The 16,147-nt window shown below is 35.7% G+C and carries 17 protein-coding genes; 11 read left to right on the top strand and 6 right to left on the bottom strand.

Translation table 11 applies throughout. The features are described 5' to 3' along the window. Positions 1-200 precede the first annotated feature (200 nt). Genes EGX96_RS02420 through dhaK form a run of 4 tightly spaced genes read right to left on the bottom strand, consistent with a single transcriptional unit; the run spans position 201 to position 2,903 of the window. Positions 201-914, bottom strand: a complete 714-nt coding sequence (locus EGX96_RS02420) for an MIP/aquaporin family protein (protein ID WP_000191476.1) — start codon at positions 912-914, stop codon at positions 201-203. Between the two features lie 9 nt (positions 915-923). Next, a complete protein-coding gene (gene dhaM / locus EGX96_RS02415) occupies positions 924-1,298 on the bottom strand; it encodes a dihydroxyacetone kinase phosphoryl donor subunit DhaM (protein ID WP_001279899.1) in 375 nt (124 codons plus the stop codon). Continuing rightward, positions 1,298-1,876 (bottom strand): dihydroxyacetone kinase subunit DhaL, encoded by a 579-nt coding sequence (dhaL, locus tag EGX96_RS02410; RefSeq protein WP_000453282.1) that lies wholly within the window; start codon positions 1,874-1,876, stop codon positions 1,298-1,300. Before dhaL ends, dhaM begins: the two co-directional genes overlap by 1 nt. 37 nt (positions 1,877-1,913) lie before the next feature. Further along, positions 1,914-2,903, bottom strand: a complete 990-nt coding sequence (gene dhaK / locus EGX96_RS02405; protein WP_000722647.1) for a dihydroxyacetone kinase subunit DhaK — start codon at positions 2,901-2,903, stop codon at positions 1,914-1,916. 173 nt (positions 2,904-3,076) lie between these two features. Between dhaK and dhaS the strand changes: the two genes are divergently transcribed. From dhaS to EGX96_RS02345, 9 genes are all read left to right on the top strand, one after another. Continuing rightward, positions 3,077-3,613 carry a dihydroxyacetone kinase transcriptional activator DhaS gene (gene dhaS, locus EGX96_RS02395; RefSeq protein WP_000204281.1) on the top strand — a complete coding sequence of 179 codons (537 nt, stop codon included), beginning with the start codon at positions 3,077-3,079 and terminating at the stop codon, positions 3,611-3,613. Positions 3,614-3,622: 9 nt separating this feature from the next. Continuing rightward, on the top strand, positions 3,623-4,609 hold the full coding sequence (gene dhaQ / locus EGX96_RS02390) for a DhaKLM operon coactivator DhaQ (RefSeq protein WP_001232461.1): 987 nt from the start codon (positions 3,623-3,625) through the stop codon (positions 4,607-4,609). Between the two features lie 117 nt (positions 4,610-4,726). Continuing rightward, positions 4,727-5,443 (top strand): YebC/PmpR family DNA-binding transcriptional regulator, encoded by a 717-nt coding sequence (locus EGX96_RS02380; RefSeq protein ID WP_000532903.1) that lies wholly within the window; start codon positions 4,727-4,729, stop codon positions 5,441-5,443. A gap of 154 nt (positions 5,444-5,597) precedes the next feature. Beyond that, positions 5,598-6,287, top strand: coding sequence for a gamma-glutamyl-gamma-aminobutyrate hydrolase family protein (locus EGX96_RS02370; protein ID WP_000956420.1), 690 nt, complete (start codon positions 5,598-5,600; stop codon positions 6,285-6,287). Positions 6,288-6,388: 101 nt separating this feature from the next. Further along, positions 6,389-7,222: an amino acid ABC transporter substrate-binding protein gene (locus EGX96_RS02365; RefSeq protein WP_000152903.1), complete on the top strand. Its 834-nt coding sequence runs from the start codon at positions 6,389-6,391 to the stop codon at positions 7,220-7,222. 140 nt (positions 7,223-7,362) lie between these two features. Beyond that, positions 7,363-8,187, top strand: a complete 825-nt coding sequence (locus tag EGX96_RS02360) for a MetQ/NlpA family ABC transporter substrate-binding protein (protein ID WP_000768250.1) — start codon at positions 7,363-7,365, stop codon at positions 8,185-8,187. 133 nt (positions 8,188-8,320) lie between these two features. Further along, entirely contained in the window at positions 8,321-9,697 is a 1,377-nt protein-coding gene (locus EGX96_RS02355; RefSeq protein ID WP_000176657.1) for a M20/M25/M40 family metallo-hydrolase, read from the top strand. Then, a complete protein-coding gene (locus EGX96_RS02350) occupies positions 9,690-10,760 on the top strand; it encodes a methionine ABC transporter ATP-binding protein (RefSeq protein WP_000032379.1) in 1,071 nt (356 codons plus the stop codon). Before EGX96_RS02355 ends, EGX96_RS02350 begins: the two co-directional genes overlap by 8 nt. After that, the gene (locus EGX96_RS02345; RefSeq protein WP_000574037.1) at positions 10,757-11,449 is read left to right on the top strand and encodes a methionine ABC transporter permease; all 693 of its coding nucleotides are present in this window, start codon (positions 10,757-10,759) and stop codon (positions 11,447-11,449) included. Before EGX96_RS02350 ends, EGX96_RS02345 begins: the two co-directional genes overlap by 4 nt. Before the next feature lie 48 nt (positions 11,450-11,497). Here the strand turns inward: EGX96_RS02345 and EGX96_RS02340 are convergent, their stop codons facing one another. Together EGX96_RS02340 and brnQ are read right to left on the bottom strand one after the other, a co-directional pair. Continuing rightward, positions 11,498-12,553: a zinc-dependent alcohol dehydrogenase family protein gene (locus EGX96_RS02340; RefSeq protein ID WP_001200719.1), complete on the bottom strand. Its 1,056-nt coding sequence runs from the start codon at positions 12,551-12,553 to the stop codon at positions 11,498-11,500. 113 nt (positions 12,554-12,666) lie between these two features. After that, positions 12,667-14,034 carry a branched-chain amino acid transport system II carrier protein gene (brnQ, locus tag EGX96_RS02335; protein ID WP_000769341.1) on the bottom strand — a complete coding sequence of 456 codons (1,368 nt, stop codon included), beginning with the start codon at positions 14,032-14,034 and terminating at the stop codon, positions 12,667-12,669. A gap of 175 nt (positions 14,035-14,209) precedes the next feature. Between brnQ and sstT the strand changes: the two genes are divergently transcribed. Both sstT and EGX96_RS02325 read left to right on the top strand, forming a co-directional pair. After that, entirely contained in the window at positions 14,210-15,418 is a 1,209-nt protein-coding gene (gene sstT / locus EGX96_RS02330; RefSeq protein ID WP_000819596.1) for a serine/threonine transporter SstT, read from the top strand. Positions 15,419-15,586: 168 nt separating this feature from the next. Further along, complete coding sequence (locus EGX96_RS02325) at positions 15,587-16,135, top strand: ECF-type riboflavin transporter substrate-binding protein (protein ID WP_001095696.1); 549 nt, start codon at positions 15,587-15,589, stop codon at positions 16,133-16,135. Positions 16,136-16,147: the final 12 nt, after the last annotated feature.

Below are 16,147 nucleotides of genomic sequence, written 5' to 3'. Positions count from 1 at the left end.
ATATAAATAGTAATTTAGGAAGTAATGTTAATAACCGAGCTTTTAAGGAAACGTTAAGTAAGGGCGGTTATACTATAAACATCCTAAACTTTTTTCATAAAATCTCCAGAAAGAACACTAAGTATTTTGGTGTTTTTTCTATTTTGAAAGCATACTGCAACTATGAAAAACCAGAAAGTATTAACTTTCTGGTTTTTTAGTTAAACTAAAGTCAAAGCAATATTGTATAAGATAGCCCCAAGGACACCGCCGATAATTGGACCTACAACTGGAATCCAAGCGTATGACCAATCTGAGTTACCCTTATTTTCAATAGGTAAGATAGCATGCATAAGACGAGGCCCTAGGTCACGTGCAGGGTTAATAGCATAACCAGTTGTTGGACCAAGAGAGAATCCTACTGCGAAAATAACTATACCAACGATAATTGGACCAAGACCTGCTGCAACTTTACTAGGACCAATTGCCATAATTGTAATCACAAGAATAGCAGTACCGATAATTTCACCAAGGAGATTCGATGGTGTATGGCGGATAGCAGGTCCGGTTGAGAAGCTGGCAAGGATAAGTCCACTATCTTTTGTTTCTTTCCAATGAGGATAATAGTGTAACCATAAAATAGTTGCCGCAACCATTGCTCCTAACATCTGTGCAATGATAAAGGGGATAACTTGTCCCCAAGAAATTGCTCCAATAGAAGCCATTGCTAATGTGACTGCTGGATTTAGATGAGCGGGACTGAATAATCCAGAAACATAAACAGCAACGGTACAAGCAATTCCCCAGCCAAAAACAATAGCAGTCCATCCAGTTCCTTCTTCTTTGGTTTTACTGAGCACATTTCCTGCAACTACGCCATCCCCAAGAAGAACCAAAATAAATGTTCCTAAAAATTCCCCAAGAAATTGAGTCATAATATCTCCTTATTTATTGATAGTTAATTCAGCTAATTGTGATTGAATACTATCCAGGTCAGCACCTGCCTGTAGAAGAGCAGCAGCGGTGTAAGCTCCCTCCACTACTGGGACAGAGTTAATGATAATATTTTTTTCTGAAAAATCAGCTACTAACTCTAAATTCATTTTTGCTGAACCTAAATCAAAGAAAGCTAATAACGTCTTTTTATCATTTTGCTCTACAATCTGTTGAACTTGATCAAAAGAAGTACCAATCTCACCATCTTCTGTTCCACCCACGTAAGTTATTGAGACATCCTTTGCTACCTCTGAAATAAGATCAACAACTCCTTGAGCAATATTTTTAGAGTGAGAAACAACAATAATACCAATATCAGACATTAGACACCTCCAACTTCTAGTAATGCTTTAAATAATAATCCTGAAGAAAATGATCCTGGATCAATGTGTCCTACTGAGCGTTCTCCAACATAAGAAGCGCGTCCTTTTGTTGCTTTCATCCCTTTTGTAGCATCTACTAAGGAATCGATACGGTCTTCAGTCAATTCATTTTTTTCAATCGCTTCAATAACACCGTGCCAAACATCAACCATTGTTTTTTCATTAAGTTCAGCTTTACCACGTTTTTGAATCATTTCAAGTCCTGCGCCAAGTGCCTCTGAAATGGTACTTTTACTCTGTTCAGCTTTTGTAATTCCCATAAATGCAGAACCATAGAGTGGTCCAGATGCTCCGCCTACTTTGCTTAAAAGTTGCATGGACACGGTTTTGAAAACATCGGCAGCACTACTAAATTCATTGTTATCAAGGTTTTCAATAACAGCAGTCATACCACGCGCCATATTGCCACCATGGTCGCCATCACCTATTGGAGTATCTAGTTCGGATAAATAGTCCTTGTTGGATTGAATTTTTTGGTTAAAAGTGTGCATCCATTCTATTGCAGTTTTTACTTCCATAAGAGTTCCTTCCTTTTGTTCTAATTAACAGGAATGATTACCAAGCAATGGTTGTAACGTCACTATTAAGTGCTTCTAACCACTCTTGATTTTCCAGTTTAATCAAGGTTAGTGATAAACCAGCCATATCAATTGAAGTCATATAGTTACCAAGTTTTTTGTAATTCACTTCAATGCCTTTATCCTCAAGGAGTTTGGCAACATCGTTAGCAAAGACATATTGTTCCATAAGTGGGGTTGCACCCATACCGTTAATAAGGACACCATATTTTTCGCCAGATTTAGCATCGAACGATTCAATTAACTTATCAACTAATTCTGTCGCTAAAGCCTTTGAAGGTTGCATTTTTTCTTTACGATAACCTGGTTCACCATGAATACCGATACCAAATTCAATTTCATCTTCTGCAAGAACAAATCCTGGCTTGCCTACTTCAGGAACAGTAGCCCCGCTTAGTGCAAGTCCAACAGTGTGAATGTTTGGTACTAATTCATCAGCAATAGCTTTGATTTCCTGAAGTGATTTGCCATGACGAGCAGCATGTCCTAGAATTTTATGGACGAGTATCGTACCAGCTACACCACGTTTTCCTTGTGTGTAAAGACTGTCTTCGACTGCAATATCATCATCAACGACCACACTTGCAACTTCTATGCCTTCCATTTCAGCCATATCTTGTGCCATTTCAAAGTTCATGATATCCCCTGAATAATTTTTGATAACCATGAAAACTCCAGCCCCCTCATCAGCTTCTTTAATTGCTTCAAGAACTTGGTCAGGAGTTGGAGAAGTAAATACTGCACCACACACAGCTGCAGATAACATTCCTTCGCCTACGAAACCAGCATGTGAAGGCTCATGTCCACTTCCTCCGCCAGAAATGAGAGCCACTTTTCCTGACTTCTCTTCATTGCGAGCAATGATATCAAAACCTTCTATGCGATGTACTAAATCATTATGAACATATGCTAATCCATCTAGCATTTCAGTAACAACATCAGTTGGTTGATTGAGAATTTTTTTCATTTGGAAACTCCTTTTATGTTTAATTCTCTTTTATTATAAAATTTGTAAGCCTTTTCTGGAATGGACAGATTTTCTTGTTTGTCCGCTTTGTTAGGGTTTTCAATAATCATAAATCATGTTACACTAAACCATAATAAATCATCAGCAATTCAATATAAAATAAAGGAGAAATTATGACTTCTTCGCTTATTACTAAGAAAAAAATAGCCAAGTCATTTAAACGTTTATTTATTTCGCAAGCTTTTGACAAAATATCGGTGAGTGATATTATGGAAGATGCAGGTATTAGACGTCAAACATTTTATAATCACTTTGTTGATAAATATGCTTTATTAGAATGGATTTTCCAAACAGAATTAAGCGAACAAGTTACGGATAATTTAGACTATATCTCAGGTTTTCAGTTGTTATCAGAGTTGTTGACTTTTTTTAAAATGAATCAAGAATTCTATATTAAATTATTTCAAATTGAAGATCAAAATGATTTTTCTTCGTATTTTGAGTCTTACTGTGAGCAGTTAGTAGATAAGCTTCTTTCTGATTATAGTAAATCTAACTTTAATCAGAAAGAAAGAGTTACATTTATTAATTATCATAGTAAAGCCCTCTCTTATTTTATAAAATATGAGTTAATAAATAACTCAAAAGAAGAATTATTTAATAGGAAAGTCATTGAAAAAATTATCAGAACATCAATAGAAAATTATTAGGACAAGGATATGAGAAAAACAGAACATCATAAAATGGAATATGTTTTTGAAACAATAAAAGCAATCACTAAAACTAATCCTAAAGTAGAGCAAATAAAAGATTTGCCCGCTATTCATTATTTAGGGCAATCCGAGCAAGTAATTCCGATTTTATCAGGAGGAGGCAGCGGACATGAGCCGGCTCACTTTGGATATGTTGGTGAGGGAATGCTATCGGCAGCGATTAGTGGTCCTATTTTTGTACCACCATGTGCTAGTGATATTCTAGAGACTATTAGATTTATCAATCGAGGCAAAGGTGTCTTTGTTATTATCAAAAATTTTGAAGCTGATTTGGAAGAATTTTCCCAAGCGATTGAACAGGCTCGTCAAGAAGGCATTCCAATCAAATACATCGTTTCTCATGATGACATCTCTGTTGAAACATCAAATTTTAAAATTCGTCATCGAGGCGTTGCTGGTACTGTGTTGCTACATAAAATTATTGGACAAGCTGCTTTAGAAGGAGCAAGCTTAGATGAATTAGAACAGCTAGGACTATCTTTGACAACTTCAATGGCTACTTTAGGTGTAGCAAGTAAGTCAGCCACTATTTTAGGTCAGCATCAACCTGTTTTTGATTTAGAAGAAGGTTACATCTCATTTGGAATCGGTATTCATGGTGAGCCAGGATACCGGACAATGCCTTTCGTGTCCATGGAACATTTGGCAAACGAACTAGTTAACAAATTGAAAATGAAATTACGTTGGCAAGATGGAGAAGCATTCATTCTATTGATAAATAATCTTGGAGGAAGTTCTAAAATGGAGGAATTACTTTTTACAAATGCTGTCATGGAATTTCTGGCTTTAGACGATTTACAATTACCTTTTATTAAAACAGGCCACCTAATTACAAGTTTAGATATGGCTGGTTTATCAGTTACCTTGTGTCGTGTAAAGGATAGTAGATGGATTGATTACTTAAAACATAAGACAGATGCTAGAGCTTGGTGATAGAATTTCCATTTTACCAATTGCTATCAAAGTGCTATAATAATAGAGTTAAAATTAAGATTGCTTGCCAATATGAGCCAGCAGGTTATTAAAAATGAAATCAAAGGAGATTTTCCAATGGGACGTAAGTGGGCCAATATTGTTGCCAAAAAGACTGCTAAAGATGGTGCTAACTCAAAAGTATACGCTAAATTCGGTGTTGAAATATATGTTGCTGCAAAGCAAGGTGAACCAGACCCCGAGTCAAACTCAGCTCTAAAATTCGTTTTGGACCGTGCTAAGCAAGCACAAGTTCCAAAGCATGTTATTGATAAAGCGATTGATAAAGCCAAAGGAAACACAGATGAAACTTTCGTAGAGGGACGCTATGAAGGTTTTGGTCCAAATGGTTCAATGATTATTGTGGATACTTTGACATCAAATGTTAACCGTACGGCAGCAAATGTACGTACTGCTTACGGTAAGAACGGTGGCAATATGGGAGCTTCAGGATCGGTATCCTACTTATTTGATAAAAAAGGTGTCATCGTTTTTGCTGGTGATGATGCTGACACTGTCTTCGAACAATTACTTGAAGCGGATGTAGACGTAGATGATGTTGAAGCAGAAGAGGGAACAATAACAGTTTATACCGCCCCAACAGATCTTCATAAAGGTATCCAAGCACTTCGCGATAATGGTGTAGAAGAATTCCAAGTTACTGAACTTGAAATGATTCCTCAATCAGAAGTAGTATTGGAAGGTGATGACCTTGAAACTTTTGAAAAGCTTATTGACGCACTCGAATCAGATGATGATGTTCAAAAAGTTTATCATAATGTAGCAGATTTCTAAAAAATAAAACCGTAGTATTAATACTATGGTTTTTATTTTTGTGAGAGTTGATAGGTATTGTTAAAGAAGTGATAGGTAAAAAATATTATTCAAAAAGTTTTTTTAGGTGTAAAATGATAATTATTAGACAGTTGTTGGTTGATGAGGGAGCAAAATGTTAACAAAGCCTATTATTGGTATTACAGGAAATGAAAGAGAAATGTCAGATATTCCAGGTTATTATTATGATTCGGTATCTAGGCATATTTCGGAAGGAGTTAAAAACGCAGGCGGGTTACCAGTTATCCTACCAATAAGTGAAGCAGAAAGTGCCAAAGCTTATGTTGAGATGATAGATAAGCTGATCATATCTGGTGGCCAAAATGTTTTACCATCCTATTATGGTGAAGAGAAGATAATTGAGAGTGATGATTATTCACTTGCGCGTGATATTTTTGAATTTGCATTAGTCGAAGAAGCGTTGAAACAAAATAAACCAATCTTTGCGATTTGCCGTGGCATGCAGTTAGTAAATGTGGCGCTTGGTGGTACACTTAATCAATCTATTGATAATCACTATCAAGAGCCTTACATTGGATTTGCTCATTATTTAAATGTGGAAAAAGGGAGTTTTCTAGAAGGCTTTATATCAGGTGATTTTAAGATCAATTCTCTTCATAGACAAAGTGTTAAACTGTTAGCTGAAGGTCTGATAGTTAGTGCTAGAGATCCTAGAGATGGGACAGTAGAAGCTTATGAAAGTCGAACAGAACAATGTATTATAGGTGTTCAATGGCATCCAGAATTAATGCTTCACCAAATTGAAAACCAAACCTTATTTGGTTATTTTGTTAATGAAACGTAGCATCCATATAATAGCAAAAACTCTCAGACGATAGAAGATAAGTGTTAGTTAAAAACTTAAAGATGTTATGATGTCGTGTACAATTAAAGAGGAGAAAAAAGATGACAATAAAAAAAGTGTTAAGTGTAACAGGAATTATTTTAGTGACAGTAGCGTCTCTAGCTGCTTGTAGCTCAAAATCTCATACTACTAAGACGGGCAAAAAAGAAGTTAATTTTGCAACTGTTGGAACAACGGCACCTTTTTCTTATGTGAAGGATGGGAAACTGACTGGCTTTGATATTGAAGTAGCCAAAGCTGTTTTTAAAGGTTCAGATAACTATAAAGTCACTTTTAAAAAAACAGAATGGTCATCGGTATTTACCGGCATTGATTCAGGAAAGTTTCAAATGGGTGGAAATAATATTTCTTATTCATCAGAGAGATCTCAAAAATATTTATTTTCATACCCAATAGGCTCTACTCCTTCAGTTTTAGCAGTTCCTAAGAATAGTAATATCAAAGCTTATAATGATATTAGTGGTCATAAAACACAGGTTGTCCAAGGAACGACAACTGCCAAGCAATTAGAAAATTTCAATAAAGAGCATCAGAAAAATCCTGTTACTCTAAAATATACTAATGAAAATATTACACAGATTCTAACGAATTTGAGTGATGGAAAAGCTGATTTTAAACTTTTTGACGGACCAACTGTTAACGCTATCATAAAGAATCAAGGTCTCACGAATTTAAAAACCATCCCTTTGACTATGAGAGATCAGCCTTATATTTATTTCATCTTTGGTCAGGATCAAAAAGACTTGCAAAAGTATGTGAATAATCGCCTTAAACAATTACGTAAAGATGGGACACTTTCAAAAATAGCTAAAGAATACCTTGGAGGTGATTACGTACCAAATGAGAAAGATCTCGTTACTCCTAAGGAGAAGTAGTAATAAAAACTAAGGAGATGTCAATCCTTAGTTTTTTGTTATATAGTTTAAAACTATAACAAGAGACAGTTTATAACAATTTGATTCTAATAACTTCCTATGGGATAATATCTTTATCACAAAAATTGAGGGAATTTATTATGAAGTTAAAACATATTGTCTTAGGATTAGCCTTAACAACACTTTTAGGAGTCACATTTAGTAATCAAGAAGTTTCAGCAAGCTCAACTTCAAGTAAAGTTGTTAAAGTTGGTGTTATGACCTTTTCTGACACTGAAAAAGCACGTTGGGATAAAATTGAAAAGCTAGTAGGTGATAAAGCTAAAATCAAATTTACAGAATTTACAGATTATACACAACCAAATCAAGCGACAGCCAATAAGGATGTGGATATTAATGCCTTTCAACATTACAATTTCTTAGAAAACTGGAATAAGGAAAATAAGAAAAACTTAATTCCACTTGAAAAGACTTACTTAGCTCCAATTCGTATCTATTCTGAGAAGGTAAAATCTCTTAAAAAATTGAAAAAAGGAGCCACTATTGCAATTCCAAATGATGCAACAAATGGTAGCCGTGCATTGTATGTCCTTCAGTCAGCAGGTTTAATCAAATTGAATGTTTCTGGTAAGAAGGTTGCAACAGTTGCTAATATCACATCTAATAAAAAGGATATTAATATTCAGGAGTTAGATGCGAGTCAAACACCACGTGCACTCAAAGATGTAGATGCAGCTATTATTAATAATACATACATTGAGCAAGCTAATTTAAAACCTTCAGATGCTATCTTTGTTGAGAAATCAGATAAAAATTCAAAACAATGGATTAATATCATTGCGGGACGTAAAAATTGGAAAAAGCAAAAGAACGCTAAAGCTATCCAAGCTATCTTGGATGCTTATCACACAGATGAAGTGAAAAAAGTTATCAAAGATACTTCAGCTGATATTCCACAATGGTAACGTGAATTGACTGTATAAGTTTAACAGGGAATCCTAATAGGATACAACTTATCAGCCATATAGCCATAAAGGGCCTGGGACGAATACAATGTGCCAGGCTCTTGGATTGTTTTTGAAGGAAGGTGGATGAAAGATGACTTTAACAAACGAAGAAAATCAAATTCAAAAGTTTCTATCTGATACTATTGTTCAGGATGATATCAATATTTTAAGAGATTTAATTGCAATTAAGTCAATTTTTGCTCAGAAAGTTGGTTTAAATGACTTATCAAGCTATCTTGGAGAAGTTTTCATAAAAGCTGGCGCAGAAGTCATTATAGATGACAGCTATAGCGCTCCCTTTATCGTGGCAAATTTCAAATCATCAAAAGTAGATGCTAAGCGTATTATTTTTTACAATCATTATGATACTGTACCAGCAGATGAGGTAGAACAGTGGACTGAGGACCCTTTTACACTTTCACTTCGATATGGTAAGATGTATGGACGTGGTGTAGATGATGATAAAGGTCACATTACCGCACGTTTATCAGCAGTTAAAAAATATTTATCAAGACACAAAGGGGAACTTCCTCTAGATATCACTTTTATTGTGGAAGGAGCAGAGGAATCAGCTTCAGTAGGCCTTGATTATTATTTAGAAAAGTATCAAGAGCAGCTACAAGGGGCTGATTTGATCGTGTGGGAAGATGGCCCTAAAAATCCTAAAGGACAGTTGGAAATTGCTGGTGGAAATAAAGGCATTGTCACTTTTGATTTATCAGTAAGTTCAGCGGATGTTGATATTCATTCATCCTTTGGTGGGGTTGTTGATTCCTCGACATGGTATTTAATTCAAGCCCTCAATACGTTAAGGGATAACAAAGGTCATATATTGGTAGAAGGTATTTATGATAAAGTTATTCCCCCTACTAAGAGAGAGTTAGAATTAGTTGAAAAATATTCTTATAGATCTGCAAAGGCGCTAGAAGGTGCTTACCAATTAGTTTTGCCCAGTTTAGCAGATAGTCATAAAACTTTTTTGAGAAAGCTTTATTTTGAACCTTCTATAGCCATTGAAGGTATAACCTCAGGTTATCAAGGTGAAGGCGTCAAAACAATTTTACCTGCTTATGCTAAATGTAAAGCAGAGGTTAGGTTAGTACCAGGGTTAACCCCGAAAGGTGTACTAGATTCAATACAAAATCATTTGAAAGAGAATGGCTTTAAAGACATTGAGCTAACCTATACCCTTGGTGAAATGTCTTATCGTAGTGATATGTCAGCGCCATCTATCCTAAAGGTTGTTGATTTAGCTGAGCAATTTTATCCAGAAGGGATATCTCTGTTACCTACCTCACCAGGTACAGGACCAATGTATTTAGTTCATCAAGCTCTAAGAGCGCCAATTGCAGCTATTGGCATAGGACATGCCAATAGTCGAGACCATGGCGTTGATGAAAATGTTAGTATTGCTGATTATTACACCCATATTGAATTAGTGGAGGCTTTAATAGAATCATATGAGTAAAGAACCAATTATTAAATTAGACAACATTGATGTTACTTTCCACCAAAAGAAACGTGAGATTAATGCTGTTAAAGATGTTACTATCCATATTAATCAAGGTGATATATATGGAATTGTCGGTTATTCAGGAGCCGGAAAATCTACCCTTGTTCGTGTTATTAATTTGCTACAAGAACCTTCAGCAGGTAAAATTACTATTGATGACCAAGTTATTTACGACAACAAGGTGACACTGACTAGCACACAATTACGCGAACAGCGCCGTGAAATTGGAATGATTTTTCAACATTTTAACCTAATGTCACAGTTGACAGCAGAGCAGAATGTAGCTTTTGCTCTTAAACATTCAGGTTTATCAAAAGAGGCGAAAGCAGCTAAGGTTGCTAAATTATTAGAACTTGTTGGATTATCCGATCGTGCTCAAAACTATCCTTCACAATTATCAGGAGGGCAAAAACAGCGTGTTGCCATTGCGCGTGCATTGGCTAACGATCCTAAAATCTTAATTTCAGATGAGTCTACCTCTGCACTTGACCCTAAAACAACAAAACAAATACTTGCCCTTCTCCAAGATCTGAATAAAAAATTGGGACTTACGATTGTTTTGATTACACATGAGATGCAAATTGTCAAAGACATTGCTAATCGCGTTGCTGTTATGCAAAATGGTAAATTGATTGAAGAAGGATCAGTTTTAGACATTTTTTCACATCCTAGAGAGAGTCTTACACAAGATTTTATAAAAATAGCTACTGGTATTGATGAGGCAATGCTTAAGATTGAGCAACAAGAAGTTGTCAAAAATCTACCAGTAGGTAGCAAATTAGTTCAACTGAAATACGCTGGGCATAGCACGGATGAGCCGCTTTTAAATCAAATTTATAAAGAATTTGAAGTAACTGCTAACATCCTCTATGGGAATATTGAAATTTTAGATGGTATTCCAGTTGGAGAAATGGTAGTTATCTTATCAGGTGACGAAGAAAAATTAAGACAAGCCTGCCAAGCAATTACAGATTCGCAAGTTCAATTAACGTTATTGAAAGAAGGTGGTAAAGCATGATAGAGTGGATTCAAACACATTTACCAAATGTATATCAAATGGGTTGGGAAGGTGCTTACGGCTGGCAGACAGCTATTGTACAAACCCTTTATATGACTTTTTGGTCGTTCCTTATTGGAGGTTTAATGGGATTGTTAGGAGGTTTATTCCTTGTTTTAACTAGTCCTAGAGGAGTTATTGCTAATAAATTAGTATTTGGAGTTTTAGATAAAGTTGTTTCTGTTTTTAGAGCTCTGCCCTTCATTATTCTTCTTGCTTTGATTGCGCCAGTAACTCGCGTAATTGTAGGAACAACACTTGGTTCACCAGCAGCTTTGGTACCTCTTTCTTTGGCAGTTTTCCCATTTTTTGCTCGTCAAGTTCAAGTTGTTTTAGCTGAACTTGATGGTGGAGTTATTGAGGCTGCACAAGCCTCAGGTGGAACACTTTGGGATATTATTGTAGTTTATCTTCGTGAAGGTCTACCAGATTTAATTCGAGTATCAACGGTTACTTTGATTTCTTTAGTAGGTGAAACAGCTATGGCTGGCGCTATTGGTGCAGGAGGATTGGGTTCTGTTGCTATTACTAAAGGATATAACTATTCTCGTGATGATATTACTTTAGTAGCGACTATTCTGATTTTATTATTAATTTTCTTTATCCAATTTTTAGGTGATTTTTTAACACGTCGCTTGAGTCATAAATAAAAATGTGAGAAGGCTATTCTTCTCACATTTTTATTTGTTTAAAAATTATCAGGCTGGAGTAATATCGTTTTCGATGATAACTTTGAGAGTATTGTTTTCTTCAGCAGCTTTAAATACCTTATAAGCTTCTTCGATTTCAGATAGCTTGAAGTGATGTGTTACTAGTTGTGTTGCATCGATTTTGCCTGTCTCAAGAACTTCAAGGAGCATTTCAGTTGTATTAGCATTAACTAATCCAGTATTAAGGGTTATATTTTTTATCCATAAATCTTGGAGGTTAAATTCAACAGGTTTACCATGAACACCAACATTTGCGATATGTCCTCCAATAGAAACTACATTTTGACAAATATCAAATGTTGCAGGATAACCAACACATTCTAATACGACATCAACGCCACGGCCTTTGGTAATTTTATCAATTTCTTCTTTAACTTCTTGAGTAGACGTTGATAGAATGGTGTGTGTTGCACCAAATTTTTTAGAGGCTTCAAGTCGTTTTTGAGATAAATCAACCATAATAATTTTGGCAGGAGAATAGAATTGTGCAGTTAGTAAGGCAGATAGTCCAATTGGTCCAGCGCCTACAATACAAACAGTATCACCTGGTTTAATGTGAGAAGGTAAGACGCCGATTTCGTATGAAGTTGGTAAAATATCAGATAACATAACCAATGCATCGTCACAAACACCTTCAGGTGCATGATAAAGGCTACCATCTGCATGTGGAATATGAACATATTCTGCTTGAGTACCTTCAATAAGATGTCCTAAAATCCACCCGCCATCTTCACAATGTGAAGGCAACTGGTGCTTACAGTAATAGCAAGTATTACAGGCAGTGACACAAGAAATAATTACTTTATCTCCGACTTTAAAATGATTGACAGCAGAACCAACTTCTTCGACGATACCAATGCCTTCATGACCTAAAGTTGTTCCTGGTTTACAAGCAGGAACATCGCCACCAAGGATATGTAGATCAGTACCACAAATGGTTGTTTTGACAAGTCTTACAACCGCATCTGTGGGTTTTATTACTTGAGGTTTAGCCTTATCAGTAAGTGATAATTCATTAGCTGAAAGATAAGTTGCAGCTCTCATATTAGAGTTCCTCCAAAAATTATTTATTTTCAAGGCTATTATACCACCAAAAGAAAGCGGTTACAATAATTATTTTAAAATAAAAGCAGTAATTTTCGTACTGCTTTAAATTATTATGCTTTTACTTTTTTTAGAATAAGACCAACTAAGACACCACAAATTGCAAAACTAATCCATCCCATAGAATATTCACCTAAAGGAACAACTTTAGTAAAGAATGTGGTCAAAGCGGATGGAATGGTAAATAAACCAGTCATTTCGCCGAGTTTTGATAAGGCATCGTATAAAGCAGCGACAGCAGTGGCGGCAATAGAAGTTTGGTAGACAATGCGGCTACTTTCAAATTTTTGATCAAAAAAGACTAAGAAAATTAAGACTATAGTTAATGGATAGAGAAGGTAGAGAACTGGTAGTGACCAACGGATAATCTCTGATAAACCACCAAAATAGAACGTAATAGCAATTAAAGTAAAGATTGTAGCCCAAGTAATGTGACTAATCTTTGGAAGTAATTTGTGGAAGTATTCCGCACAAGCAGTGATTAATCCAGTAGCTGTTGTTAAGCAAGCAAGAAAAATAGCCGTACCTAAAATAGCTTGTCCCACAATTCCTAAATAGAAGTTAGCTGATTGACTAAGAACATGCCCACCGTCTATTGGAGTATTGTGAAGTAAGAAGGAACCATTTGCAAATTTAAACAAGCTTTGTGAAGTTGCACCAATACGTCCTACAAAAATATAAATAAAAGCTAAAAGAAATGTAGCGATAGCACCAGATTTAAGTGCCATAGAAGTAATTTCTTTTTTGGTAATTGCTCCGTACTGTTTACTTGCTTGAATAACGATAATAGCAAAAGCAATTGATGCAAGGGCATCCATTGTACCATACCCCTGAATCAGTCCTGCTAGGAATGGTAAATCCTTGAAAGCATCGCTGACATTCGTTGAAGCGTTATGTGGTGTTCCAACGATAGCAGCTGGATGGATGAGTGAGGCAATAATTAAAATACTAATAACAGTTAGTAAAAAGGGAGTTAGATATTTACCAATACGATCTACAATCTGACTAGGTCTAATAGCTAAGAAATAAGAAATACCAAAGAAAATTAAACCATAGATAATTTTGACTAAGGAGCTGTCGCCTAAGATAGGTTGAATACCAACTGAGAATGAGGTTGCCCCTGTTCGAGGAATGGCAAAGAAAGGTCCAATAGATAGGTATAGTGCTACTGCAAAGAAAATAGCATATGTTTTAGAGACAGGTTTGGTGAAGCTTTCAACATCGGTTGCTCCTGAGTACGCCACAGCTGCAACACCAAGTAGGGGTAAAGTTACGCCTGTTAAGCAGAACCCAATGATAGCCCACGCCCAATTAGAACCAGAGTAGATACCTAAGTAGGCTGGATAAATAAGATTACCGGCTCCAAAGAACAGCGCAAAAAGCAACAAGCCGATAATGATATAAGTGTTTTTTAGTTTCATCAATGTACCTTTCTGTACAAAAAAATATTTTATTTTCGAAATTGATTGAATATTTCAAAAAGTAATTATATCAGAAAAATTTAGAATTCGTCAACCTCTAAAAAATAAAAAAGGTATTTGACGAATCTTTTTTTTTATCATATCATAGAGTTTAAGAATTTTTTAGGAGTTTAGTATGAAACGATTTTTAAAAGCTTGGAGAAAAACAAGCTTGATAAAAAAAATAACAATTGGAGTCGTTATTGGCTTATTCTTGGGTATTTTAGTCCCTAAAGCCTCTGCGATTGGTTTACTTGGTCAACTTTTTGTAGGAGGGTTGAAAGCTATTGCCCCTCTTTTAGTTTTCACTTTAGTTATTAGTGCCTTGTCGCAACACCGTGAGGGCGGTAAGACCAATATGTCAACGATAATTGGTTTGTATATCACTGCAACTTTTGCAGCGGCCCTAATCGCTGTTGTTGTGAACTATATTTTCCCTTTGACACTGATATTGAAAACGCCAGCAAAGACAGACTTATTACCTCCCAAGGGGATTTCAGAAGTCTTTCAATCTCTTTTGTTGAAAATTGTTGATAATCCCATTCATGCCATTACCGAGGCCAATTATATGAGTATTCTATTTTGGGCGGTTATTTTTGGTTTGGCGATGCGAAGCAGTAATCAGCGTACAAAAGATTTAATGCAAACTTTTGCTGATGCTACTTCACAAGTTGTCAAATGGATTATCAATTTGGCCCCAATTGGTATTATGGGGTTGGTTTTCACTAGCATTTCAGAAAACGGTATTGGTATACTAGGTGATTATGGTCTTTTAATATTAGTTTTGGTGGGTACGATGTTATTTGTAGCTCTTGTCGTTAACCCAATCATTGCTTTTGTTATGATGCGTAAAAATCCTTACCCTTTGGTATTACGATGCTTAAAGGATTCAGGTATTACAGCTTTCTTTACACGTAGTTCTGCGGCGAATATTCCTGTTAATATGAGACTATGTGAGGATTTAGGATTAGATAAAGACACTTACTCAGTATCTATCCCGCTTGGTGCAGCTATCAATATGGCTGGTGCAGCTATTACAATTAATATCCTGACTTTAGCAGCAGTAAATACTTTAGGAATTACTGTTGATTTTCCAACAGCATTCTTATTAAGTGTGGTTGCTGCTGTATCAGCATGTGGAGCTTCTGGTGTAACTGGTGGTTCACTTTTATTGATTCCGGTGGCATGTAGCTTATTTGGTATTTCAAATGACGTTGCAATGCAAGTCGTAGGAGTTGGTTTCATTGTAGGGGTGATACAGGATTCGTGTGAGACAGCCTTAAATTCATCGACAGACGTTCTGTTCACGGCTGTAGCTGAAAAATCAGTTTTTGGAAAAAAATAAACTAATGAAGGTCTTAGGTATTCTATCTGAGATCTTTTTTGGTATTTAATATTATTTTCAATCGTTTTTCAGTTCTTCTTGTCAATAAGGTTTCAAATCAGCTTGAAATATGATAAAATAGAACAGATTGTAAGTGACTGTTTAAGCTTGTTTTTCAGAGAGGTTTTTATGAATACAAACACAATAAAAAAGGTTGTAGCGACTGGAATTGGAGCTGCACTTTTTATCATTATAGGTATGCTAGTTAATATACCAACACCAATTCCAAATACTAATATTCAATTGCAGTATGCAGTTTTAGCATTATTTGCAGTTATTTATGGACCAGGAGTTGGTTTTTTTACTGGTTTTATCGGACACGCATTGAAAGATTCGATTCAATATGGTTCTCCGTGGTGGACTTGGGTTTTAGTTAGTGGTCTTTTAGGTTTGATGATAGGCTTTTTTGCTAAAAAATTAGCTATTCAATTATCTGGCATGACTAAGAAGGATTTGCTTCTATTTAATGTAGTTCAAGTTATTGCTAACCTTATAGGTTGGTCTGTCGTTGCACCGTATGGTGATATTTTCTTTTATAGCGAACCTGCAAGCAAAGTTTTTGCACAAGGTTTCTTATCAAGCCTTGTGAATTCCATTACTATTGGAGTAGGTGGTACGCTTTTGTTGCTAGCATACGCTAAATCACGACCACAAAAAGGTAGTTTATCCAAAGATTAGGATAAGAGAGTA

The organism is Streptococcus sp. FDAARGOS_520 (genome assembly GCF_003812685.1).
Classification (GTDB): domain Bacteria; phylum Bacillota; class Bacilli; order Lactobacillales; family Streptococcaceae; genus Streptococcus; species Streptococcus agalactiae.
The sequence above is the reverse complement of the archived record's forward strand: the minus strand, read 5'-3'. Positions and strand labels throughout refer to the sequence as shown.

What these genes read in the sequence shown, in the direction of transcription:
- dhaQ (WP_001232461.1), top strand. Translation starts at nt 3,623, where the DNA reads ATGAGAAAAACAGAACATCATAAAATGGAATATGTTTTTGAAACAATA.
- EGX96_RS02370 (WP_000956420.1), top strand. Translation starts at nt 5,598, where the DNA reads ATGTTAACAAAGCCTATTATTGGTATTACAGGAAATGAAAGAGAAATG.
- dhaK (WP_000722647.1), bottom strand. Translation starts at nt 2,903, where the DNA reads ATGAAAAAAATTCTCAATCAACCAACTGATGTTGTTACTGAAATGCTA.
- dhaS (WP_000204281.1), top strand. Translation starts at nt 3,077, where the DNA reads ATGACTTCTTCGCTTATTACTAAGAAAAAAATAGCCAAGTCATTTAAA.
- EGX96_RS02365 (WP_000152903.1), top strand. Translation starts at nt 6,389, where the DNA reads ATGACAATAAAAAAAGTGTTAAGTGTAACAGGAATTATTTTAGTGACA.
- sstT (WP_000819596.1), top strand. Translation starts at nt 14,210, where the DNA reads ATGAAACGATTTTTAAAAGCTTGGAGAAAAACAAGCTTGATAAAAAAA.
- EGX96_RS02420 (WP_000191476.1), bottom strand. Translation starts at nt 914, where the DNA reads ATGACTCAATTTCTTGGGGAATTTTTAGGAACATTTATTTTGGTTCTT.
- EGX96_RS02345 (WP_000574037.1), top strand. Translation starts at nt 10,757, where the DNA reads ATGATAGAGTGGATTCAAACACATTTACCAAATGTATATCAAATGGGT.
- brnQ (WP_000769341.1), bottom strand. Translation starts at nt 14,034, where the DNA reads ATGAAACTAAAAAACACTTATATCATTATCGGCTTGTTGCTTTTTGCG.
- EGX96_RS02355 (WP_000176657.1), top strand. Translation starts at nt 8,321, where the DNA reads ATGACTTTAACAAACGAAGAAAATCAAATTCAAAAGTTTCTATCTGAT.
- dhaL (WP_000453282.1), bottom strand. Translation starts at nt 1,876, where the DNA reads ATGGAAGTAAAAACTGCAATAGAATGGATGCACACTTTTAACCAAAAA.
- EGX96_RS02340 (WP_001200719.1), bottom strand. Translation starts at nt 12,553, where the DNA reads ATGAGAGCTGCAACTTATCTTTCAGCTAATGAATTATCACTTACTGAT.
- EGX96_RS02380 (WP_000532903.1), top strand. Translation starts at nt 4,727, where the DNA reads ATGGGACGTAAGTGGGCCAATATTGTTGCCAAAAAGACTGCTAAAGAT.
- EGX96_RS02360 (WP_000768250.1), top strand. Translation starts at nt 7,363, where the DNA reads ATGAAGTTAAAACATATTGTCTTAGGATTAGCCTTAACAACACTTTTA.
- dhaM (WP_001279899.1), bottom strand. Translation starts at nt 1,298, where the DNA reads ATGTCTGATATTGGTATTATTGTTGTTTCTCACTCTAAAAATATTGCT.
- EGX96_RS02325 (WP_001095696.1), top strand. Translation starts at nt 15,587, where the DNA reads ATGAATACAAACACAATAAAAAAGGTTGTAGCGACTGGAATTGGAGCT.
- EGX96_RS02350 (WP_000032379.1), top strand. Translation starts at nt 9,690, where the DNA reads ATGAGTAAAGAACCAATTATTAAATTAGACAACATTGATGTTACTTTC.